The following is a 24,206-nucleotide window of genomic DNA, read 5'->3' on the forward strand; positions in this document are numbered from 1 at the left end:
TTTGACATATAACATACAACGCATTCGACCCACCTCACTTTATCATATTTTCCCAAATAAGATCTCAATATGTACCGATCGTACTTCTTCATCTCGCGTTGTGGAAGACAGGTTAATCACGTCTCTCTTAAAAACAAAGAGGATATAGAAAATTAAGGGAATAAACTCACCTCATGGTATACTTTGAAAAAGAAGTAAATCCAAATTTATTGAGGTGTATCCATGAAACGAATTTTTCTCGTCCTCGTCTTGATTGGAGTCTGGGGCATGACCCCGACCGATTCCGTACAGGCCGCGACGAACCCTTTCGATATTCGCTCCATTCCGAATGCGACCGTCTACGAAATGAAGAACGGTCGATTGACGAAAGTGGCAGCGTATTCGACAACGAAACGCTACACAGCCATCAGTACGTCCGGCTGGTACTATATCGCACTGAGTAATACGAAAAAAATATACATAAAAAAAAGTCAGGCCAAACTCTTACTCGGAGACCCACTCACCGCTTCGAACCTGAAGTCGAGCGGAACGGCACGACTGGCGCATGAGTATATGAAACAGATGCCACCTCACGCGCCATATGAATATGAACAATTGACACCTACGCGCGCTGTCGATTATGCCAATCGTGCGATTCGAGGAGATTGGTCGATCCCGTCAAAACCATATCAATTGTCCGTCCCAAATATCGATACGTTCGACTGGCACCGGGACATCCCGAGCTCGTCGAGCAATTCCTATCCGTTCCAAATTCACTATTTGACGGTGCTCAATCAATTGACCCAGGCGTATAACGAGACCGGCAATACCGCTTATTTGAAGTACGGGGTACGGGTCGTTAAAAGTTGGACGAAAGCCCATCCGATTGCGAACTACAAACAGTACCGTTGGCCGTATAACGACCATGGCACGTCGATTCGGACATTCCATCTCTTAAATTTTTGGGATGCCTACAAATCGTCTTCTCTCTATAAAGATACGGCGTTCACCGGTCTGATGTTACGCACCCTGCACGACCACGGTACGTTACTCGCAACGGCTAGCTTCTATAAAAATGATCACAACCATGGGATCTTCCAAGACATGGCGCTCACCGCCATCGCGCAGACGTTCCCACAGTTCGACCAGAGCAGAGCATGGAAGACGCTCGCCGATAGTCGCCTCGATAAACAAATTCGGCACAGCATCACGTCGGACGCCGTCCATCTCGAGCACTCGCCCGGCTATCAGTCCTATATTTATCACGTACTCGACCGTTTCCTCATTTGGGCAGAAGCGAACCGCTTCTCACTCCCTTCGAGCATGGCACGGGTTGAACAGATGCCGAAGCAGCTGACCTATATGATCAAACCGAACGGGGCACTCCCGATTTTCGGGGACACGTCCGGCGTCAGACGGAACACTTCGATCATTCCGCATATCGAGGACTTCCCTGAACTGGTCTTCGCCCTCACCCAAGGGAAGGAAGGGACGCGTCCGCCCGTCACGGCGAAACGAATCAGCAACCAATATAGCTTCATGCGCGAATACTGGGCATCTCCACCTCGCGCATTCAACCAGGCGACCCAGGTGATGATGACGGCCGGCTACCACAGCAGTGCCCATAAACATGCCGATGACTTGAGCATCGACCTGTACGGGCTCGGGCGCGACTTCATCATCGAGACGGGACGCTATGGCTATACAAATCGTCCCGAGCGTCAGCGTGTCTTTGGCGTCGATGCCCATAATACCATCCACCGCGACGGTGCGAACCTCGACCTCCGTTCCACGATGCGTGGGAAGAGCAACATCAAGACCGTGCAAAATCTCGGCTCCTCGCTCCTTACGATTGGAGAGAGCCAACTCATCGGAAACGGGACGACGCACCGGCGGACGCTCGTTTATGACAGGCAACAGACACTCGTCGTCTATGACCGGATCAGCTCCCCGACGACTTCAAAGTTCGTGCAACGATTCCACCTTGCGGAAGGTCTGAAACTGCTCCAGAGTTCGATGGCGACCCAGAACGTCGTCTATGGCGACTCGAACGATCGGACAATCCAGCTCATACAGCTCAATTTGAAAAATTCATCGATGCGCAACAGCACGAGCTTCGTCGCCGTCGAGGATTACGAATGGAAGCCCCGTCCGCAAGTCATCTCGTATAACACCGGGAAAGACGTGCGCTATCTCACGCTCATCCGACTCGACCAGTCGAAGACGACGATCCGGTCGGCGAATGTGAAAGTATCTGGTTCGAACTATATCGTGACGTACACGCTCTCGAATAAAGAGACGCGACAGATGTCCGTCCCGATTTAATGTAAATGCTATTTTACAGTTTGAACACAAGTGCTGGAATGAAATAGACACGTCATCGTCGACATGCTAGATTGTGATGGAAAGAAAAAAATGGAATGTATAGAGGAGATTATATCAGGTGCAGAAGCTCAGTTTTTTAGATGCCCTTCGCGGTTATGCCATCCTCGGGGTCGTGTTGACACACTCGACACGCTCCCTCCAAGAGTTGCCCGATTGGTTATATCATATCGGGATACAAGGGTCGCGCGGCGTCCAACTCTTTTTCATCGTCAGCGCGTTCACGTTGTTCTATTCATTGGAACGCTATACGGCATCACGAAAGATTCCGCTCCAGGACTTCTACACGAAGCGCTTTTTCCGGATTGCGCCGATGTTTTATGCTGCCTTGCTCTTTTATTTAAGTTTTGATGTACTTAATGAATTCATTGGGATTTCGACAGCCTATCCTGACGTGACACTCTCCCTGTTGGTCTCGACGTTGACGTTCACGAACGTCCTGCATCCAGAGTGGCTGTTCAGTCTCGTGCCGGGTGGCTGGTCGATCTCGAACGAATTTTTATTTTACGCATGTGTGCCGCTTCTATTCAAATGGATTAAGACAGTGCGACAAGGGATCTTATGGACGACATCGACGCTCGTTCTCAGTATCGTCCTGCATTTCCTGACCGAAACGAGTCAGCCATTCATGGACGTGAAGAGTTTCGCTTTTTATTGGTTCCCGAACCAGTTGCCAATCTTTTTGATGGGAGTCACACTTTATCTCGTGTGGCGCGACCAGTCATGGTCCATACGAACGCACTATGCGATGACGTTCGGCTCGATTGCAGTACTTACCGTCCTTGCAATTACACCATATGATGTCTATAGCGCGTTTCCGAAACATGCGCTGTTCGGTCTCGCCTTTTGTCTGTTGGCACTTGGATTATCTGGTATTCGGGGGCGCATCCTCAATCATCGGGTGATGCAGTATATCGGGCATATCAGTTTCAGCCTATATCTCGTCCACTTTTTCGTCCTCGACTGGGTCAATCACCTCTTCAACGAGACGTGGACCCAGCAATATCATGTGACGACGGTATGGCTGTTGACGTTCCTCGTGACGCTCGTCGTCTCTGGCGTCATCGCATCCATCACGTATCGAATGATCGAGCGCCCTGGGATTCAGCTCGGACGTAAACTCATTCATCGACGTCAAGAACAGCAACAGCAAAAACAGACTGCATAACAAAAACGGAACCCTCTGGAGGTTCCGTTTTTGTTATGCATATATTGACACAACTACTTTGACTCAAACGGCTTTCCGTCTTGTTCGCCATAAGAAGGCGCTCCCGATAACAAGGAGCAACAAGCCGATCCACCAACTATTCGAGGACTCTCCCCCTAAGAACGGGAGGCGTTCCGTCAATGTCGATTTCTTATTGTCGCCTGCTCCAAGAGTCGATTCGGTATCCGCGTCACCATTTCCGCTTTCTCCGCTTCCTCCTGGAATCTGAGGCTCTTCAAATTCGAAATACACTGCCGAGTTTTCCACGATGATCTGTTGCTCGTTCGCACCACCGCGCTCGAATCGGATCACCCGTGGCGTCTCGTCCAACTCATAGCCGAACGGTGCCTCAGTTTCCACGAGCGTATACGTGCCGAGTCTCAAATCGGTCACGCGCGCTTCGCCCGACGCATCCGTCGTAAAGGTGAACACCTCACCGGTTGCATCGGTCAATGTGAACGTAGCCCCTTCGAGTGGTTCGCCCGTCTCTTCATCGACCTTCTTGACGAGTAGTGTCTTGATACGGTCGTTTTCGACCTTGAGCGTCTTCTCGACATCACCCCGCTCGAACGTGAACGGATACGATGTCTCATCTAAGAAGTACCCCTTCGGTGCCTTCGTCTCGACGAATTGATAATCACCTGGGACGAGCTCCTCGACGACAATCTCTCCGTCTTCATTCGTGACGAGGTCCGCTTTCACGAGTTCCCCTTTATCATTCAACAGCTTGAACGTCGCACCGGCCAAGACATCACCAGACTCACTGTCTGTCTTGATAAGACGGACCGCTTTGTACGAGTCGTTCGTCACGTCGACCGCGAGAACTTCATTCGTCCCGCGTGTGAGCGTGAACTCGTGTTTTGTCGTATCTAAGATGTAACCTGCCGGCGCCTTCGTCTCGACGAAGGCGTAGTCGCCCGGTTCGAGGTCGCGAACGAAGATCTCTCCAGACGCATCTGTGACGAGTCCTTCACGGACGACGTCACCCGACGCATCGATCAAGTCAAATGTCGCGCCCAGAAGTACATTGCTTGTCGCGACATCCGTCTTCGTGAGACGGACTGACTTTTTCTGTTCATTCGTGATGGTGAGTGTCGTCGGTGCCGCTTGACGTGCTACCACGCTGAACGTGTGCTCTTTCGTATCGAGCAAGTAACCGTCTGGTGCTTTCGTTTCGATAAACGCATAGCTACCTGGTGTGAGGCCGCTGACATAAATCTCACCCGTCGCGTCCGTCACGAGTCCCTCGCGGATTGTCGTACCAAACGTGTTAACCAGTTTAAATGTCGCTCCCACTAAACGGTCGCCTGTTTCCGAGTCGACTTTCGTCATTCGGACCGCTTTGTACGAATCGTTCGTGGCATAGACTTCCGTCACGTCGTTCGTTCCGCGTACGAGCATGAACGGACGTGCCGTCATGTCTAGCATGTATCCTGATGGGGCAATTGTCTCTTGGAAATAATACGCACCCGGGTTCAATCGGTCGACCCGGATCTCCCCGTTCGCATCCGTCTTCAATCCTGCCTGAACGAGGACGCCACTCTGTTGATAGAGCGAGAACGTCGCATCGGCGAGACGTGAGCCGGTGATCACGTCCGTCTTGACGAGACGGACCGACTTTTGTTGTTCATTCGTGATGGTGATCTGTTCATCGACGTCTTGTCCGTACTCGACCGTGAACGCATGTGGTGTCTTGTCTAAGATGTAGCCGGTCGGTGCGGTCTTCTCGACGAACGTGTACGTGCCGATGTCCAATCGGTCGACGACGATTGTCCCATCTGCTCCCGTCGTCACGTTGTCACGGACGACTTCGTTCTTGCTGTTATATAACGTGAAGACCGCGCCTTGAAGGACGGCGTTCGTGTCTTTGTCGACTTTCGTCAGCTTCACACGCTTCATCGTCTCATTTTTGACGTTGTCTTTTTGAACGGCGTCACTTTCAAGCGTCACCGTGAACGTGTACGCCTTCTCGGGCAACACGTACCCGTCCGGCGCTTTCGTCTCGACGAGTTGGTATGTGCCGAGATTGAGATCCTCGATCAATAGGACACCGAACGCATCGGCCGCGAGCCCACTACGGAGCGTGTTTCCATTCATGTCTTTCAAGTCAAAAACGGCACCTGGGAGCGCCAAGCCCATCTTCCAATCGACTTTCGTCAATTCGATCGATTTGAACGGTTGGTTCTGTACACCGACTTTTGTAGTTGTCAGTTGGTCTTTTACGATAGAGAAACCATGCTTCTTCGCATCAAGGAGATGACCCGTCGGCGCTTTCGTCTCGACGAAGGCATACATGCCCGGCTCGAGGTCGGTCACGTTGATCTTACCGTCCTTGTCCGTCACGAGCCCTTGGCGGACAATGTTGTCCGAAGCGTCATATAACGTGAATTCTGCTCCTTCGAGCACCTTGCCGGAAGTCGACGTCTTCGTCAATTCGACGTCTTGACGAATCGTGTTGTTTTTGACGGTCGTCGCTTCCTTCACTTTTGCGATGGTGATGTTTCGTGACGCCGTCGAAATCAAATAACCGTCCGGCGCTTTCGTCTCGACTAGACGATAGTCCCCATAAAGGAGGCGACCGAACGTCAATGTTCCATCGGTACCTGTCGTGCCACGACGGACGGTACGACCACTACCCGTGTCGACCAAGTCGAACGAGGCCCCACTCAAGTTCTTCTCGCTCAATTCATCCGTTTTCGTGATTGTCAATTCACCGAGTTCTCCACTCGCCGTCCCCATTCCGGACGTGCGGGCGACTCGGACCTTCGATTGTTTCGTCGTCGTGTTCTCAGAGACCTCGTCCGCCGTCAAATAGACGTCGTTCGTGATATCCGTCCCGACCGCGGCCAGGATATACGAATCATATTCTAAGATGTAAGGGCGATCGATCGGATTGTTGAACGTAAGTTCGAACTCCCCCATCTCTTGGATCGCTCGGACCGTGTACGCATCCGTCGACAGCTTCCCTGCCTTCGTGACCGTACCGTTCGCAGCGACCGTCGTCTCATAGACGCTCAACGAATCAAGCAAGATGTCCTGATTGTTCGATGGGACGTCACGGAGTTTGACGTTTTGTAACGACGATTGTCCGAAGTTGATGTCAATCGTCCAGGCGATGAGCTTCCCTTGCTGGATGCCTCGCTTCTCGTTGTATTCGCCACCATGACGAACCGTCACCGTCGCCGGCAAGTTCCCGAGCTCCGTCGCCCCGTCTGTGACGACGGCCGTGTTTTTGTACGACGGTGCGATTTTCGTATCACCAATATTCGTGTCATACGAGATGACGTATGCGTCACTCGTCGGTTCGTTGAACGTCAGAACAAAGCCCGTCTCACTCCACATGACGTTGTAAGCAGACGATGGGATTGGTGTCGCATCAATGGAGTAGGCATTCGCCCCACTACCGCGCGTCATCTTCGCGACAGTGAAAGAGTCCTTGTCCGGTATTTGCGTCCCTTCCCATGTGTCGGTGACGGTCAGGTTCGTCGTCGCATACTCATGATAGTTAATCCCGACTTTCCAAGTGATGTCCTTCGTGACGGCGTTATATGTGCCACCTTTGAATCCATTGTTGCGCGTGTTCGATGCCGGTTGGACGGAATCCGTCGTCGTCACCGTACGACCGTTCGATGATTCATCGACCCACTCGACGGTCGCTTCGTTGATGAAGCTCGTATTGTTCGCGTCCAGACGCTCGCGGTAATCAAACGCCGTCTTATACGTGATGCTATGTGTATCGATCAATTGTACGTTGAAGCGAATGGTAAAGCCGTTCGCGTCAGGCGTGACCGTATAGTCTGTTCCTTTCGTCAATCCGCTGATTGTCAGCGAATCTCCGATGAATGTCAATCCGTTGTTCGGGAACGTGTCCGTGATGACGACATCGTTCATCACACGCTTGTCCCGGTTCAACTCGAGCGACCATTCGATTGTTTCCGCCGCATAATCGGGCGCCTTGTGTGCCTTTCGCAAGACGGCTTGTCCAATTGATTGTGTCGCTGACTTCTTCCAGCCGTTCACTTCGATTGTGTTTGTCACACTACCGGAGGTAACGACACGATTCTTCGCACGTGTCGTATAGTCGAGCTGATACGCCGTCCCGTTCTTCGGAAGGTCAAGCGTAAATCCTTCGAGTCCAGTGTCTGTGATGTTGCTTGTCGTCACAGGAACCGCAACTCGATTCGAAATGTTCCCATTGGCATCGAGCGTCACTTCATACAACGTGAGGTCGACCAATTCATGCGTGTCGGTGAACAAATCCTTCACCGCGAGCGAGCCTAAAGTGCGTTGACGGAAGTTGATGTCTGACTGCCAAGAAATGGTCTGATTGACATCGTCATAGCCTGCAGTCCGTTTCTCAAGCTCCGTCCCACGCCCAGCAGCAACCGTCGCTGAGGCCGTTGCTTTGGAGAAGGATGTTCCTTCGAGATTTGTGACGTTGTTGAATGTCGCCACCTCTTCATCGACGATGTCAGTGATGAACGTGAGACGATAGGCATTTTGGATTGTCCCGAAGTCGATAGCAAGACCATCCGTCGTGTCGACGGTGAGACCCGTCACCGGTTCTTCACGGATGACGCTCCCGTTCATTGCCATGACGAGCCGGGTTACTTCCATACTGTCGGCGCGATACGCCAGGCCAGCAGGAATCACATCCGTCCAACGGGCATTCTCAATCCGTTTCAGCCCTTTGTTCAACTCGACCGTCCACTCGATGGAGCTCGGGTTATACGGTCGGTCGGCGACACCGGCTTTCGTGATGTCTTTCCCTGGATTTTTTAATCCGACCGGTAACGTGTGTGAGAGCTTGTTTTCGATTGGGGTGATCGTGACCGTCCGCTCTTCTGAAATCTCGGTCGTCTCTTTCACTTGTGTCAGGGCTTGAATCGTCCCTTGGATGTTCGAGTACTTGTAGACGTTGTCGTTAAACGTCATCGTCGCCGTACCATCAAGGTCAAGCGAATACGTCCCCATCGACTGACCGTTGAAGTTCAGCGGTTCATTCGTGACCGCGTCATATACCTTCAACTCACTCGGCATCTGGAACGTAAACGTCGATCCGTCCGTGTAGCTGTGCCCGTTCGGGATTGACCAGTTGTAGTTGATTTCGACAATCGAGTCCGTCGTGACCGTACTCACCTCGACGTTTTCCGTCGTGGTCGTCCGAATCGTATACGCGTCCAAAATATTGTCGGTGATTGTCATGACCGGATTGTCCGGTGGTTGCGGGTCCGTGATGACCGGGTCCCCTTCCGCATACGCCATCCGCGAGACAGCGAACGGCTGCACGACGAGCAACATGGTCAAGACCATGGATAACCATCGTTTCATGTGCGTTTCCTCCTGTGTCTTTGTTTGCAGACATCACAAACGTGGAACAAGGAGATTCGCCTCAAAGAACATACCAAAAAAAGGCCGCCTTCTCAGGAAGGGACCTTGGTCGTCATTCAATCATAGAGTGTGGCACGATAGTCAGAGGCGTCGCGGTAAGTCGTCGTCCGTCGCTCGGTCACGTCACGCGTCACATCGATGACACGCCACTTTCCGTTCACGAACACCTCGTTCCATGCATGATAGCCATTGATTCCTTTCGCCGTTCCCATGACAAGCCGGGTCGGGATGCCTTGGGCACGAAGGAGCGCGGCATTCAAGGACGCAAAGTCATAGCAGATCCCCCGTTTCGTCCGAATCGTTTCGGCATTATCCGGCAGGTATGTGGATGAGAGCTTCATGAGCTTGTTGTCGTCATAGTCAACGAGTCGATTGACGTGACGGCTCGTCACGAGCGTTTGCGTCGAAGTGGAGTATGATGAACGTGACAACGACGAGGCGAGACGCGACGTCGCAGAATCGATGGAGACATTTTGAATGGAATGGAGGTACGGTGCTGTCGAATGAGAGAGGCGTACCGTTTTTTGGAGACGATAGACACGTTTATAGCGTTTCCCATCGGATGACTGATAAAGCATAAACGTATAATCTCCATTCCCGAAGTTGACGTTAAAATGATTCATTCCTTTATAGACATCGTAAGTACGAACCTGCTCCCCTTGTCGAACCTCGAACTTGAACGTTCCTGTATCATGATTCGAGACGTACACTTCAACTTTCCCCGTCTGTGTATCGACACGCGCACTTGCGGCGTCAGCGGTGTCAGGTCGCACCACAATCAGTGCGAACAACAATACCAATATCCCTGCGAAGAATTTCTTCACGAGACGAACCTCCTTTGGAAACTGGCTGCCATTTTACAGGCCCTGTAGCTTTGCGTCACTAGCTTTCGCGTAGTTTTGCCATTATCAGTGAAGTCTTACGCCCCCACCTTAACACATTAAATATGAAAACGATTTCTGTTTTTTAAATTTTATGGTAACAGATGTGCTGGAGTAGTCACAAAGATTTTTACCTCTAATAGTTATACCCTTTTATCACCATTTAACAGCATTTAATGGTTATTAAGAACTATTTTTGTATTACTTACCAATTCTTTAGAGTCTAAAGAAATCTATCAAGTAATCAAAAGAATATACTCAGGACAAAAAAACCATCACCTTTCTAAGAAAGGTGATGGTTAAGAGAACATCAGATTGACTGCATATCTCAGATTAAGGAGTTGTTACAACAAGACCTTTAACTGTAACAGTTTTACCATTAAGAAGGTAAGTTACAACAAATGTGTCAGTAGCGGCTGCAGCTTGAATATCAACTGATACAGTTCCGTTACTCACTACTTTCAAGTCGTCTTTAGGTGTAGTGTTATCAACCAAGTTAGTCACTGTAAGAACAGGTGAGACAGGCTTGATTTCAACACCATACTGGTCAGTCACTTTAAGAATAGCATTCAATGTAGCTGAATCATCCATACCATTGAGATCACTTGATTCAAATTTAGCTACGCCATCTACAACAGCGTCTTTTACAAATTCGATCTTATCAGCTTTAGGAGCAACTTTTGAAATCGTTACATCTTTCATAAGTGTAACTGGTGATTTCTCTCCATCTACTACTACAGTGATTTTTGAAGTGATTTCATTCTTATCACCGAAAGCAGAATCGTTAGCAGCAAGAACTGAGTTTAATTTCCCGTCAGTGAGTTCAAGAACTGCGTTATCTTTAATCACAGTGTAGTAAGAAGATGGGAGAAGGACTTTAGATCCGTCAGCTTTCACACCGTAGACTTTGAAGTCTTGTGTGTGCGATGTAGCAGAACCATCTGCATAGAGTGTTCCAACTTCAGCGATTTCGAATGAAGAGTATGCAGACTTATCAACAGTTGTAAATGTTACCTTAAGCGGACTTGTCGATACTGTTTCTCCACCTTTGACTAAGCTGAAAGTAAGAGTTTCAGTACCTTTCTCCGAACCTGAAACAACAATTTTAGAAGCATCTGCAGTTAACGGACCACCAGACACAGAGACAGCGGCATTATCTGTTGTTTCAGCTACTTCAACTTTTAGATCAGCAGTTTCAGTACCGAGTTTACCTTTCAAATCAAATGTACGACCATATTGGTCTTTAACGATGAAGTTTGAGTAATCAAGAGTTGTGACTCCACCAGCTGCCACAGTAGTATTCACGTCTTTCAATGACTCGATTGTTGCAGCATATGCCTCAGCTTTTACGTCAAAGTTAAGTTGTGAAACTTTACCTGTTGCTGAAACTGTCGCAACTTGAACATCAAATCCTTTTGCACCAGCAGTGTATTCAAGAACAGCAACACCGTCTTTGCCTTTAACGAGTGCAAGTTTCGAAGATGAGAAGCTTACTTTGCCGTTAAGGTCATCAAATTTAGTTAATGCGTTTCCAAACTGGTCTACTGCAGTAAATGGAATTTGAACTTTTTCGCCTGCAGCAATCATCTCAGCAGGAGCAGACATGTTAAACGATGCAAGAGCAGGAGCTGCTGCAACATTTACTTCATATTGCGCAACTTTACCAGTTGCTTTAGAGATAGATGTAACGATGACCGTTCCACCTTTAGCATAGTTAGCTCCTGCAGTGAACGTAAGACCAAGCTTATCTTTATCAGCGCCAAGACCAGAAACTACGTTGTTGATAGCAAGTACAGATGGATTAGATGAAGTGAAGATAAATCCATCATTGATTTCTGTTGCAGTAAGTGCTTTACCGTACTGATCCATGCCGTTCACAAGAAGAGCAAATTCTGATACTGGAGTCACACCAGAGAATGGCTTACCATCTTTGTGATAAACAGATCCAAATGATAATGAGTCAGCAACTGCAACATCAGCAATAGTAATCACTTTTGAAATGACTGTGTTCGTTGAAGCATTAATTCCTGTAACAGCAATCATGTCACCTTTTTTGATTTCAGTTGCCGAAAGCGTCAATACACCTTTGTTATCGTCAGATGCAGTAACACCGTTAGAAGCAGTCCAAGAGATATCTGTAGCAAGTGCTGAAGATGTTACGTCTTCACCGTATTGGTTCATGACTTTGTAAGCTACTTTAGCTTCAGTCTTAGCTCCGTTTGTCGGTGCTGTAGTTGATCCAAGTTCGATAGATGCAACTTTTTCGTTCATTACTGAAGCAGTTTTCGTAAGAGCTTCGTCTGTAAGACCAGAAACTTTTACAGTGTAGTCGCCTTCAAAGAGTTTACTAGCTAATTCAAGCTTCGCAGACTTTTTATCTTCAGAAGGAACAATTGTCGCGTTTACAACAACTGATCCACGCTTGATTTCAAACTTAGCTTTAGAGAAGTCGATTTCTTTGTTGAAGTCAACTGTGAGAGCGTTAGCTGCAGTAGCTTTGAACTCTTTAATCTCAGCAGCAGTATTAACTACTTTGTATTTAACTGTTTTTGTTACAACGCCGAATGCTTTGTTAGAGTAAGTGAATGTTCCTTCGAACTCTCCAGCTTTCTCAGTTGAGAATCCTTTGTAAGTAACAACTTTGTTGTATTTCACGCCGTCTGCGAAGAGAACTGGCTGAATACGAAGACCTGATGCAGGAACGCCTTCTTCGAGGACGATTTCTTCAGGTTGGATATCTTGTGCGTGGTTCAAGACGCGAAGTTTCTTCTCAACGCGGATGCCTTGGCCTTTTACAAAACCTTTAGCAGTTTGGAACACGCCAAGTTTGTTCATGTCGATTGACGATTTGTACCAGTAGATCTCGCTACCTTTGTACTCTTTGTCAAGTGCCGCGTCGAGGTCCCCGCCGCGTACGTAGTCCGATGAAAGACGGACCGTTGTTGATGCTGCGTCTGCCGTAATTGCAGGCGCTACTGCTGATGCTGCTACTGCGAACGCTGCCGCTGCAGTAACGAATTGTTTCTTCTTAGCCATCTGATGTAAATCCTCCCTTAGGTAGATAGGTTTTTCTACCGTCCTCGCCCAACCGATCTCATTCGGAGTCATGTATCCATAACAATGAATAAAGTACTAATGATTATGTAACCGACTCTTCTTTAGACCGGGCGTTCTCCCCCGGTAGAAGTCTTTGCAAGAATCATCTTGAACAATTTACCAAGACTGTTCTTGGAAAACCTTACATCCATAATATACATAACACTTCCAAGCGACACAAGCGTTTTTTTTCGCAAAAATGGTAACGTTTTTGAATTTTGGATATTTTAGTTTAATTCATTTTTAAGTTTACCTTTTTTGGAAATGTCGAAACGCGTCGATTTTTGTTGATTTAAAGCGATTTAATCGGTTTTGATTGCTGAAAACCATTTTTATACCATTAATTACCTGTAGTATTTAATTTACAATATCGATTCTTAAAGTCCAATGTTTACCTTAGTTATTTCCAACTCATAAAATCATTGACCTGTTTAACAAAACCAAAGTTATCCAAAAGTATTAGACGTGTTCCATTTTCGGCATCTGTGCCTCTTGTTTCAGCCCTCTCCCGTCCTCCGAGGACTTTCGACCTACCCGATGACAGGCCAATCGTATCCACGTGACGCCGTTTTTTCTTCACGATCTACGTTTCTATCATCCGAACCTCGTCTGGTCTCCTCGACAGCGACACGCAACCTATGCAAAAAGACGGGGATGCCGATTGGCATCCCCGTCTCCTGTTGGAACTAGCTTATTTGACGATTGCACGTGTCATTTGTCCGGCACGGCCGTTCAAATCTTCCACGTGGACGTAAATGGATTCTCCTTTGCGGAGAGCCCGCGTCTTGATACTGTATGTGCCGTCCGGACGAATCATCGCCGTCCCGAACAATTGGCGCTGCGCATTGCGAACGACAATCGTCATACCCGGTGTCGCTTTACCAGACACCGCTCTCGCGCCAGCACGGAGCGTTGTGACCGACGGACTGGCCGGACGCTTGCCTGCTGCCACGATCAACCGTTCCGTCGACTGATACTTGCCGTTCGTGTAGACGACACGCAGGACCGTCCCTGCAGGTTGTGGTTTCATCTTAAACGATGCGACGGCTTGCTTCGCCGTCCCGCGTCCGACGATTTGATCGTCGTTATAAACGGAGACGACCGTACCTGACTTCACTTTCACTTTGAAGTTCGCCGCATTTTCCGCCACGACCGCACGGTTCGCATTCAAGCGAAGCATCGATTCGGCGCGATGAAGGTTCACCTTGCCGTAACCACCTAATACATCATAATACGAAACAGGCAACGTGAACGAGACACCTGTCTCTTCAAAGTCCCAATCGTCTTCCGGGTCTACCGGTATTTCCGGTACGTCTCCGCCTGAGAAGGCGACCGGGTCAGCCGTCCGTTGCAAGAGCGTACGGATCGACTCGACCGTGAGGGTCGGGTGTTGTGATTTCAAGAGTGCCACGACGCCTGTGACGTGTGGTGTCGCCATGCTCGTCCCGTCCAGATACACGACGTTCCCATCTGGGACAAGGCTCGCGATTTTCGAACCTGGTGCCACGACATCGACACCAAACCCATAGTTTGAATAATCCGTCACGATTCCAAGCGAGTTCGTCGCTCCGACCGAGATCGTATACTTCGAAGAAGCCGGATAAGATACTTCCGGTTCACTTTCATTCCCCGTTGCCGCCACGACGACGACACCGCGGTCATAGGCATACTTCAACATGTAACCGATCGTCCGGCTTTCACCGCCACCGAGACTCATGTTGATGACTTTTGCTCCCGCATCGACGGCATACTTAATGCCAAGTGCGATTTGATCCGTATCTCCCGTCCCGTCTGCACCAAGTACTTTAACAGGCAAGATGGATACGTTCGGTACCATTCCACGCATCGAGACACCGTTGTCCCGTACTGCTCCGATGACACCGGCAACGTGCGTCCCGTGACCGTTCCCATCACGAGAGCTCCCATCCCCATTCGGGTCCGTGAAGTCTTTTCCGTTCGCGACATCGACTTTTCCTTTAAAGTCGAGCAGACGATCATCCACACCTGTATCGAGTACGGCTACTTTGATTGAACGACCCGGAAGTCCGAGTGCCTCATAGCCTTCCAGCCCGACACCTGCATATTTCATCGGTTGAAGGACCGATTTCTCGTTGATTGCCCATTGATACTCATAGCTCGAATCTGTCGCGAACGCTTTGTACGTCTGAACGGGTTCGATGAACTCAACGTTCGAATCGGCGTTCAATGTCGCTTTCGCTTTTGCTTGCATCTTCGTACTTGCCGACTCAACATCAACGAGCGCGAAGTAATCGCCCGGACGACCGATCGAGATGCGTTCTGCCGAGACGTCCGTCATGGCATTCATCTTGCCGATCGATGTCGATGGTTGTGATTTGTATTTGACGATATAACGTGGTGTATCTACCGTTTGAAGCTCCATTCCAATCTGAGCGAACACGTCTTCCACCGTCGAGCCGGCAAGGCGTGTCATATCGACCGATGAAGCCAAGTCATTCACGTCCGACTTGATTCCACTCGGTACACTTGATTTGACCAAAGCGTGCATGCGGTTGATTGCAGCCGCTTCATTTTTCGTGATGGTGTGGCTTTCTTTATTGACGAGTGACGTGATGAGCGGACGTAACGTCTGAAGGTCCGTCAACGCCTCTTGCCGCTTCTGTTTGTCAAATGCTAATTTGCGGACGAGGTACGGGGACGACTTATAGTAGAGGGCCTCCAACTGACGTCCCGCCTCCGAAGCACCGAGAATCTCTTCTTGCAGGCGACGAATCAACTCGAGCAACCCGCCATCCTCTGGCATCGGGAGCAATGATTCGACCGGACACATCGTTCCGTTTCCTTCTTCATATTTCACTGGGAGTTTCACTGATTTATAACCAAGTGAGACATCGGCTGCCGTCGGTGGAGTTACCGCACCCTCTTCATCGATCGTCTCGAGTGGCATGTATTCTACTTTGATGTAGTATGGACCTTCCCATGCGTATGGGAATTGGATTTTTGCGACTGACGTCTCTGCGTCCGGTGCAGCACTCGCCCGGTAGCGATCGAACGTCTCATCAGCAGCTGCCATTTCAGCACTCGGGTAGACCGAGATGTTCGTCACGGCTGACGCTTCCATCGTAATCTCCATATGTGTCATAGATGAAGCTTCTCGCTCCATCTTGTACCAATATGTGTTCACCGTGTCCGTTCCTGTCGTAAAGTCGACAGTCTGTCCAGGTGTAAGTAAAGTGGCCCCGCTCACATCGGCCGCACCTGCTGCCATCGTCCGCATTGGGACGAGCGACACGACGAGCGCGAGGACCGATACAAATGCAACGAGGCGTTGCAAAGCTTGTTTCATACCTTTTTCCCTCTTTTCCTAAATAGTGAAGCGTTTGGCTCCACGTTGTTCTACGTTATTTATCGGTTTATGTTTCAAAAATGTAACAAAAAGATTTCTAAAACATTTCGATTCATTCTTCAAATAATTGTTCGTTGTTCAGCTTTTTACGTTCGAGCACTTTCAGATTCGCCTCGTGGTCGGTCTGGTCGAAGAAGAGCCCTGCGACTTTCATGAAGCGAAAGTCGACCTTGTTCCCGTATCGGTCGGTATAGTCGATCTGCTCGATCCGTAAGTACCCGTGGTCTTCGGTCGCGCTCGAGAACCGTTCGAACTTGAACTGGCGATCGACTACATAATAAAAGCGTCCTTCTTCTTTATAATAGATCTGCTCGACACCGTATTCCCTTTTCAGGTAATGCTCCATCGAGTTCTCACTTACGATGTTCAGCATCGTCATGCACCAGCCGAGGAGTAATAATAGAAGAAATGCTTTCATCCACCATAGGAATCGATTCGATGAGACAGGTGTAACCGGTAGGGGTTTGAGCGAATAGATGAGATCTCGCTTGTCTTTCATGTTGCAACTCCGTTCACCAAAAAGACCGGTGTCTCCACCGGTCCTAAGGAATTAGTATCCTGCGTATTGAAGCGATTGGATAAATGCGCGTTTCTCCGCACCCGATAAGTTGAACTCGAGGTCGTAGTCCGTTCCTTGGACCATGACCGTGATCCGGTTTTCCGGACGGACGTACTTGTCGACGAAGCTGATGAGTTTCGCATCTGGTTCGAACAAGTATGACTCTTCGACAGAGCCGTCGTCGAACTCGTCATAGTAGACATCGTACTCGTCGATGTTTTGCGAGTATGTCGCACGACCGACACGGAGCGTCAACTTCTCAAATCCAGCGACCGATCCGTCCTCTGTGTAGCTACTGAGAAGGAACCCGAGGCCCGACTTCGACGGATGTCCGAAGAAGAGTGGTACGAACGTGTCCGCATACTTCGTCGTCGCATCTGCATAGAAGACTTCTTTATGAACCGTCACCTTCATCCCTTCAAAGTAGACACGGTGGAAGTTGTTGTAGAGCGCGTGCTGTACCGTGATTGCCTTTGGTTGGCTGACGTTGCCTGCACCGTCACGGATGACGAGTGACATCTTCTGCCCCATCGATTGACGCGGAATCTTCACGATGAACTTCCCAGTCGACATGACCGGTGCCGTGTATGACTTCGTGCCGATTTTGACGATGGCTGTCGCATACGGCTCGGCTTTTCCGAAGACACCATATGATGCCGCCGTCACGGACTGTGTCAATGTCGCCGTTCTCGGTGCGACGCGGTCTTTGTAGACGCTACGTTTCGAGACGTCGCTCGTCGCGCCTTTCGTCGTGATCGTCTTCGCCGAAAGCCATGAGTAGGCCGGTTGCGGCGCGATGCCACGACGGTAGAGACCGTTCGCATCGAACTTCCCTTTATATGTGCTGCTGCCGATTGAGAGCTCGACGTATTGTCCCGGCTCCCCGAGGACGCGCACTTCACGTGACGTCTCTGTCAACGGTTTGATGACCGGTGCGTCAGGACGTGCTTCTGGATCTTCTGCGACGATGGCGCGTGTCGTGTCACTCACGTTGCCGCTCGCGTCGACGAGACGGACGTCGATAACTTTGCCGACCGATTGTGGTGACATCTTGAAGACGGCCTCGCCACCTTCTAAGATGGTACGGACGTACGTCTTACCGTTGATCAAGATCTCCGCTTTCGCAGCCACTTCACCAGTGATCGTGAGTGATGTCGATGTGTGGTATGGTGCCGATAATACAGGTGCGTCAGGAGCAGTAACGTCTTCCGTCGTTTCTGCGTTGACGATTGTCGAAGGCGCGATACCTCCGAATGCGAGTGTGGTAGCTAAGAAAAGTGCTGCATATTTCGGTTGCTTCATAATAAGTAGGGTCCCCCTCAAGAATAATGACAATCGTTTACAAAATTATTATAATCTGTCCTTTTTCAAAAGGGTACATAAATTTTCTAAAATAGGTATAATTTTTTCAAATTCACATTTCCTTCATTTAATAAAAAAAGACACCCCACTGTTTGGAGTGCCTGAACGCTTAACCTTCGTTGATCATCGTCGCCTGTCCGCCTTGCCATAACCAGACGCCATCTTCTTTCACATAAAGATGAAGCATCCAGAACCGACCTTCGTAGGCGTTCGTGCCGATGATGAACTTCTCTTCTAACAAGAGTTGGACGACGGCGAGGTCGCCGCGTACCGTCTCATCGAACGTGACCGTGTCCTGTGCGATCCATTGAATCGCTGTCGGGTCGACGTACTGGTCTAAGAACGTCTCTTTATCGAACTGACGCCCGCTCGAATCGACATATCGGAACGAGTCGTGCATGAGCGCCCGCATCGCGTCGAGATCGCCGGCCACCTGATGGGCCGACCGGTCGTCAGAAAGTTGTTTCATGTTGAGTGTCTCCATAGTTGTCCCTTCCTTTCCCCGTTTATCATAGCACAGATGACCGCAAACGAACGAGCGGAATGCCGAGCGCTGAATCTCTCAATCATTTCCCTTTTATCGAAATATGCAACCTTTTTCGCATTTATAAAGGATATACTAAAAATTGTAAATTTCATGAACCGAGGTGGAAATATTGAAACGAATCTTCAGTTTGCTCTTTTTCTTTACCCTACTTTGGACGCTTACCGCACAGGCGGTCGGGTCAGACGCCATGCTTCGTGCTGGCACGACCCTTTATGCTGATCCAGACGAATCAATGGTTCTCTTAGTGACCAATCAACCGGAACGTGTGGAAATCTCAACTTCTACCGAAACGCATACGGCTGTTACCATCGCTTCTCAAACAGGATTCGTTCGAAACGACGACGTCCTTTATGCCGTCACACGTTACGTCCACACCGAAACGGATGCGCTCGATGAGGCAGGCAACCTTGTTAAGACACTCCCCATCGGGACAGCGGTCGACGTCTTCGACATCGAAGGCGATCTACTTCTCACGACGGACGGGACATATGTTTCCCGTGACGCCCTCGGAGAGACGGCCCCGGAGGCTGTGACCCGTTACGCGAAAGCAGGTGCGCTCGTCTTGTCCGAACCAGACGGGGAAACAATCGCCGAGCTCGAAGCCGGGCAAACCTTGAACGGCTTCCTCGTCGATGGACAGTTGCGTATCAATTTGAATGGGGAGATCGGATATATCCCGCTCTCGATGACGAATCGGATTCCATTTAAGACGGACTCACAATTCGTTCTGACGACATCTTCATATATGAATGAAGACGGAGAGATCGTCGGGACGATTGTCCGAGGCAAACGAGTAAGTGTATATGGAACGAATGGCTCGATGGCCCGCCTCTATCAAAACGGCGCATATGTGTATATGAACCGAGACGTATTAGCCGCGAAGATGCCCCGCTACGCTAAAACGGGGAGTCGTTATGCTCAAAAAGAGGTATCGATTTATTTAGACACAGACAAGAAACACGTCGTCGGCTCACTCAAACGGAGTCAACTCGTCAGCATCTATGGGACAGATGGTCTGTTCACCCGTGTCTATTACAACGGACAATATGTCTTCGTCGAATCCGCATCACTCGGAACGACGGAACCGCCATATTTGAAAACTGGTGAGCGCTACATCACGAAGAATACACCTGTCTATGCTCGGACGATGAAATCATCCAAGACGACCTTGTCCCTGAAGCGTGGACAACTCGTCTATATCTATGGCACCCGAGGAGGCTATACCCGTATCTTCACGAAAGGGAACTACTACTTCGTCCCGACGAGTGTGACAAGTACGAAGAAACCGCCTCGCTTCGAGTCGACCGGGAAGCGTTACAGTCGTTATGACGAGGTGGAAGTATACGCCTCGACCTCTGTCGTGAAACAGGTTGGTTCATTAAAACGCGGTCAACTCATCGAAACATACGGGACGAGTGGGTACTACACGCGCATCCGTCTGAACGGGGCATATCGCTATGTCGCGACCGGCTACCTCGCCGTCTCGAAACCGACCGCGAAGCCAAAGGCAGGAACGGTCTTCTATACGCAATTCAACGGGACACCGTACTTCTCGGCTGACGTTGCATATGGTCGTCCGGCCGGCACTTTGCCACGTGGAACGAAACTCGTCGGACTCCGCTCGATCGATGCCGACTTCTGGCACGTCCGTCTTCCGTCCGGGAAACGCGTATACGTGTTGAACCCATATATCGCCGAGACGAAACCGAAGGCGATTCAGCCGGCGAGCGTCTATACGGCCGCCCACTACGGGACGACGAAGAAGACACCGTTCTATGCCAACCCGAACGACACCCGTCCAATCGGCTATCTCGATGCCGGACGTCGCATCTACCCACGCGGGAAGAGTGGCGACTCGTATCTCATCCAGTACGACTGGCGCCCCGTCTACGTCAAGACGAAAGACATCCGCATCAAGCAGGATGCCTTGTTAAAAAAACGCGATACCTCACAAAGAGAACGCATGATTGCCGTCGCCGTGAAACATCTCGGGACGCCGTACACATGGGGCTCGCAGTCACCACTGAACGGTGGATTCGACTGTTCCGGTCTCATCCATTATGCGACGAACCAGGCCGGGAAGATCGGCGGGCGCACGAACGTGTCGGGCTACTGGTATAGCGGACACTTCAAGAACAAACGGACAGGCATCACGAGTGGTCGTCGCGGAGACATCATCTTCTTCGCCGGCACGTACAAATCAGGCCCATCCCACATCGGCATCATGCTCGATGACGAGTTCTTCATCCATGCCGGGGGCGAGATGCTTCAAATCAACTCGATTCACGACCCGATGTGGCGCCCGTACTTCCTAGGATACAAATCGTTATAAGGGGGATGCTCCATGTTTGACTATATCGATCCGTTCTTATGGCAACTCGTGATCGTTCCAACGTTTACGATTGGACTAGGCGTCGCCATCGCACTGCACCTGAAGCGCTTGTCTTTCGCTCCCTTGATCACACTGATTGCCTACTGGGGCATGGAGTGGTTCATGTATCGGGGCACCCTCTTCTTCTTTACGAAGTGGTGGCTCCTTCCCCTCCTGGCATTGGGGATCACGTTCACGTTCATCGGAAAACGTCCGGTGGAGCACGCTTCGATCAAATGATGCTTGACAACGCATCTTTATCCCGTTAAAGTAACGATAACATTCATACGAACTCGCGATGAGAAAGAAGAGTAGCGCGAAGGGACGTCTTCAGAAAGCCGGTGGTCGATGCGAACCGGTGTCGTGCCTTGCGTGAATGGGCTTTTGAGCGTTCAGACCGACATGTAGGCTCTGACGGGTCCTCCCGTTATCGGGGACAGCGAATGATGGTTCGCGATGAGTGGGAAGACAAGGCGTCTTTCAACGAAGGTGGCAACACGGGGAATCTCCTCGTCCTTCATGTCCGATTGGGCATGTGGGACGGGGAGATTTTTTGTTTGAGCGATTGGAGGTGGGCTGGTGACGTACCACGGATATACGCACCGCGGTCATCGTATACGAACAAGACGTGCCCCTCTCGTTCGTGGATGAACTGAACGAGAGGGTACGTTGTGAATTCTCCGTTCAAACGCGGTTTCGATTTCGTATAAAAATCTTGATAACAAATCGCCTCGAGGAGCGGTCGCACACGGATTACGGACTTGTCCGCTACCGGCACCGTGAACATCCATAACGGTTCGTCATCGAACATGCACGATGTGGCGGTCGTCTTGAAGCGTACCGGTTTGTCCCGGATGTAACGGAACAGACGGGTCGGTTTGACGGGCTGTCCATATACATGCCAAACGATCCGGATGGGGTCACCCTCTTCGAACAACGCATCAAACAATTGCTGGGCATGACGAACAACAGCCTCAAAATATTCAAGATTCAGTTCATCGGATTTAATACCAAGGTAAGGTGACAGCATGTCCTCGAGTTCGATGTGCTCGGTCAACGCTTCACCTGAAAATTGGTCAGGTCGTAAGACTGACATCGGCATATCCCCTTTCTACTATCCATTATAAGGAGGTTTTTTCAATGCAACAACGGATGATCAATGGTGACGAACTCACACCGGTGGCAATCTTCCACCGACTACAAGGTGAACGAAAGGTATTACTCGAGAGTCGCGCGGAAGGCAAGCACGGCCGCTACTCCATCATCGCAGCGAACCCGGTCGAGACGATCCGGGTCGACGGGAACGACGTGACGGATGCAACGGGAACAATCTATGCGGACGACCCGCTCCATGCCCTGTCAGAACGCATCACCCGTGACGACCTCACTGCCCCGTACCCGTTCATCGGCGGTGCCGTCGGCTATATCGGCTACGACTTGCTTCGGGTGTATGAGCCAATCCCCAACACGCCGACCGTGACGCGTGATTTGCCGGACGCCCTCTTCCAGCGCTATGAGACGGTCGTCTTATACGATCACCTCGAGGAACAGGTCATCTTGATTGATACGAGTGAGACGGATGCGACGATGCGACTCGAGTCCATCCGCGAACAGCTCGAGACTCCGGAGACGCACGCCCTCGAACCGGTCGTCCGGACGAGCGAGCAGATTTTGACGCCGAAAGATGAATTTATCGACCGTGTGCTCCAGGCGAAAGAGGCGATTCTTGCTGGCGAGGTGTTCCAACTCGTCTTGTCGCAACGAATCGACGCGACGTTCACCGGGGACCCGTTCCACTTTTACCGGACGCTGCGGAAACAAAATCCAAGTCCGTACTTGTTCTACATCGACCTCGGGGAAGCAATCGTCCTCGGTGCCTCACCAGAGAGTCTCGTCCGGGTCGAGAACGGCAAAGTGACGACGAACCCGATCGCTGGGACACGCCCTCGTGGGAAGACCGTCGAGGAAGACATGCGTCATGCAGAGTCACTCCTTCAAGATGAGAAAGAACTCGCCGAACATCGGATGCTCCTCGACCTTGGACGGAACGATATCGGGAGGGTCGCCAAAGTCGGCACGGTCACCATCCCGAAACACATCGAGCTCGAACGGTTCAAAAACGTGATGCATCTCGTCTCGGAAGTCGAAGGGGATTTACGTGACGATGTGACCCCAATCGATGCGCTCCGTGCCTGTCTTCCGGCCGGTACCGTCTCCGGGGCTCCGAAGATTCGGGCGATGCAGTTGATTGACGAGCTCGAGACGGTGAAACGGGAAGTCTACGCCGGGGCGGTAGGCTATATTGACGTCCGGGGCGGATTCGATTTCGCCCTCGCCATCCGGACGATGGTCGTCCAAGGTGACACGGCCCATGTCCAAGCCGGTGCCGGCATCGTCTATGACTCAGACCCGGTGTCGGAATATGAAGAAACGCTGCATAAAGCCAAATCCCTTTTGGAGGTGTTCGCATGATTCTCCTCATCGATAACTACGATTCGTTCACGTATAACGTCTATCAGGATGTCGCCCGATTCAGTGATGTCTGTGTCATCCGGAACGATGAACATACTATAGAAGAAATCCGTCGCATGAACCCGAGTGGCATCATCCTTTCTCCCGGTCCCGGCGGTCCACAAGACGCCGGTGTCTCGCTCGCGGTCGTACGACAATTGTCCGGCTACATCCCGATTCTTGGGGTCTGTCTCGGTCATCAGGTCATCGCCGAGGCGTTCGGTGGGGTCGTCGGACGGGCGAACGAGGTGATGCATGGGAAAGTGTCGCGCATCAATACGGTGCCAGGCGTCCTTTTCGAAGGCTTGTCGATGGACGTCATGCGCTATCACTCGCTCGTCGTACAAGAGACCGAACTGACGATCACGGCGGAGACGACAGACGGTGTCATCATGGCACTAGAACACCCGACCCATCCGACATACGGTGTCCAGTTCCATCCCGAGTCGATTGGGACCCCGGACGGACGTGGCATCTTCGAGCGCTTCGTCCAGCTGTGCACGAAAAAACCGGGGCAGGTGTCCCCGGTTTGAGT

The 24,206-nt window shown here is 50.5% G+C and carries 14 protein-coding genes, 1 riboswitch and 1 other annotated feature; of the genes, 6 read left to right on the top strand and 8 right to left on the bottom strand.

Annotated elements, in window-relative coordinates; all coding sequences use genetic code 11:
- Positions 1-222: 222 nt before the first annotated feature.
- Together KNO90_RS04385 and KNO90_RS04390 are read left to right on the top strand one after the other, a co-directional pair.
- Positions 223-2,304, top strand: a complete 2,082-nt coding sequence (locus KNO90_RS04385; RefSeq protein WP_215113083.1) for a heparinase II/III domain-containing protein — start codon at positions 223-225, stop codon at positions 2,302-2,304.
- Positions 2,305-2,422: 118 nt separating this feature from the next.
- Positions 2,423-3,529, top strand: a complete 1,107-nt coding sequence (locus tag KNO90_RS04390) for an acyltransferase family protein (RefSeq protein WP_215113084.1) — start codon at positions 2,423-2,425, stop codon at positions 3,527-3,529.
- Positions 3,530-3,592: 63 nt separating this feature from the next.
- Here KNO90_RS04390 and KNO90_RS04395 read toward each other — a convergent pair whose 3' ends face one another.
- The 7 genes from KNO90_RS04395 to KNO90_RS04425 all read right to left on the bottom strand — a co-directional run bounded on the left by KNO90_RS04395 (position 3,593) and on the right by KNO90_RS04425 (position 18,726).
- The gene (locus tag KNO90_RS04395) at positions 3,593-8,899 is read right to left on the bottom strand and encodes a SpaA isopeptide-forming pilin-related protein (RefSeq protein ID WP_215113085.1); all 5,307 of its coding nucleotides are present in this window, start codon (positions 8,897-8,899) and stop codon (positions 3,593-3,595) included.
- Between the two features lie 116 nt (positions 8,900-9,015).
- Positions 9,016-9,783, bottom strand: a complete 768-nt coding sequence (locus KNO90_RS04400; RefSeq protein ID WP_215113086.1) for a transglutaminase-like domain-containing protein — start codon at positions 9,781-9,783, stop codon at positions 9,016-9,018.
- A gap of 13 nt (positions 9,784-9,796) precedes the next feature.
- Positions 9,797-9,873, bottom strand: a riboswitch (cyclic di-GMP riboswitch).
- A 300-nt stretch (positions 9,874-10,173) separates the two neighbouring features.
- Positions 10,174-12,876: a hypothetical protein gene (locus tag KNO90_RS04405; RefSeq protein ID WP_215113087.1), complete on the bottom strand. Its 2,703-nt coding sequence runs from the start codon at positions 12,874-12,876 to the stop codon at positions 10,174-10,176.
- 751 nt (positions 12,877-13,627) lie between these two features.
- Positions 13,628-16,261 (bottom strand): S8 family peptidase, encoded by a 2,634-nt coding sequence (locus KNO90_RS04410; RefSeq protein WP_215113088.1) that lies wholly within the window; start codon positions 16,259-16,261, stop codon positions 13,628-13,630.
- Between the two features lie 112 nt (positions 16,262-16,373).
- The gene (locus KNO90_RS04415; RefSeq protein WP_215113089.1) at positions 16,374-16,820 is read right to left on the bottom strand and encodes a hypothetical protein; all 447 of its coding nucleotides are present in this window, start codon (positions 16,818-16,820) and stop codon (positions 16,374-16,376) included.
- Between the two features lie 51 nt (positions 16,821-16,871).
- Positions 16,872-18,182, bottom strand: coding sequence for an Ig-like domain-containing protein (locus tag KNO90_RS04420; RefSeq protein WP_215113090.1), 1,311 nt, complete (start codon positions 18,180-18,182; stop codon positions 16,872-16,874).
- 169 nt (positions 18,183-18,351) lie between these two features.
- Positions 18,352-18,726, bottom strand: coding sequence for a nuclear transport factor 2 family protein (locus KNO90_RS04425; protein WP_251127321.1), 375 nt, complete (start codon positions 18,724-18,726; stop codon positions 18,352-18,354).
- Between the two features lie 163 nt (positions 18,727-18,889).
- On the opposite strand from KNO90_RS04425, the gene KNO90_RS04430 reads away from it, so the two are divergent.
- On the top strand, positions 18,890-21,121 hold the full coding sequence (locus KNO90_RS04430; RefSeq protein ID WP_353048473.1) for a C40 family peptidase: 2,232 nt from the start codon (positions 18,890-18,892) through the stop codon (positions 21,119-21,121).
- A 12-nt stretch (positions 21,122-21,133) separates the two neighbouring features.
- Positions 21,134-21,400: a hypothetical protein gene (locus tag KNO90_RS04435; RefSeq protein WP_215113092.1), complete on the top strand. Its 267-nt coding sequence runs from the start codon at positions 21,134-21,136 to the stop codon at positions 21,398-21,400.
- Between the two features lie 49 nt (positions 21,401-21,449).
- Positions 21,450-21,681, top strand: a binding site (T-box leader).
- Here the strand turns inward: KNO90_RS04435 and KNO90_RS04440 are convergent.
- Positions 21,678-22,256, bottom strand: a complete 579-nt coding sequence (locus KNO90_RS04440; RefSeq protein WP_215113093.1) for a DUF3885 domain-containing protein — start codon at positions 22,254-22,256, stop codon at positions 21,678-21,680. (Overlaps the previous feature by 4 nt.)
- A 44-nt stretch (positions 22,257-22,300) precedes the next feature.
- On the opposite strand from KNO90_RS04440, the gene trpE reads away from it, so the two are divergent.
- Both trpE and KNO90_RS04450 read left to right on the top strand, forming a co-directional pair.
- A complete protein-coding gene (trpE, locus tag KNO90_RS04445) occupies positions 22,301-23,632 on the top strand; it encodes an anthranilate synthase component I (protein ID WP_215113094.1) in 1,332 nt (443 codons plus the stop codon).
- Positions 23,629-24,204 carry an anthranilate synthase component II gene (locus tag KNO90_RS04450; protein ID WP_215113095.1) on the top strand — a complete coding sequence of 192 codons (576 nt, stop codon included), beginning with the start codon at positions 23,629-23,631 and terminating at the stop codon, positions 24,202-24,204. Before trpE ends, KNO90_RS04450 begins: the two co-directional genes overlap by 4 nt.
- The last annotated feature ends 2 nt before the right edge of the window (positions 24,205-24,206 follow it).

Source organism: Exiguobacterium sp. s63, from assembly GCF_018617335.1.
GTDB lineage: Bacteria > Bacillota > Bacilli > Exiguobacteriales > Exiguobacteriaceae > Exiguobacterium.

Excerpts from the sequence above, each read along its gene's own strand:
- KNO90_RS04385 (WP_215113083.1), top strand. The coding sequence starts at position 223 with ATGAAACGAATTTTTCTCGTCCTCGTCTTGATTGGAGTCTGGGGCATG.
- KNO90_RS04435 (WP_215113092.1), top strand. The coding sequence starts at position 21,134 with ATGTTTGACTATATCGATCCGTTCTTATGGCAACTCGTGATCGTTCCA.
- KNO90_RS04415 (WP_215113089.1), bottom strand. The coding sequence starts at position 16,820 with ATGAAAGACAAGCGAGATCTCATCTATTCGCTCAAACCCCTACCGGTT.
- trpE (WP_215113094.1), top strand. The coding sequence starts at position 22,301 with ATGCAACAACGGATGATCAATGGTGACGAACTCACACCGGTGGCAATC.
- KNO90_RS04405 (WP_215113087.1), bottom strand. The coding sequence starts at position 12,876 with ATGGCTAAGAAGAAACAATTCGTTACTGCAGCGGCAGCGTTCGCAGTA.
- KNO90_RS04395 (WP_215113085.1), bottom strand. The coding sequence starts at position 8,899 with ATGAAACGATGGTTATCCATGGTCTTGACCATGTTGCTCGTCGTGCAG.
- KNO90_RS04420 (WP_215113090.1), bottom strand. The coding sequence starts at position 18,182 with ATGAAGCAACCGAAATATGCAGCACTTTTCTTAGCTACCACACTCGCA.
- KNO90_RS04450 (WP_215113095.1), top strand. The coding sequence starts at position 23,629 with ATGATTCTCCTCATCGATAACTACGATTCGTTCACGTATAACGTCTAT.
- KNO90_RS04440 (WP_215113093.1), bottom strand. The coding sequence starts at position 22,256 with ATGTCAGTCTTACGACCTGACCAATTTTCAGGTGAAGCGTTGACCGAG.
- KNO90_RS04410 (WP_215113088.1), bottom strand. The coding sequence starts at position 16,261 with ATGAAACAAGCTTTGCAACGCCTCGTTGCATTTGTATCGGTCCTCGCG.
- KNO90_RS04425 (WP_251127321.1), bottom strand. The coding sequence starts at position 18,726 with ATGGAGACACTCAACATGAAACAACTTTCTGACGACCGGTCGGCCCAT.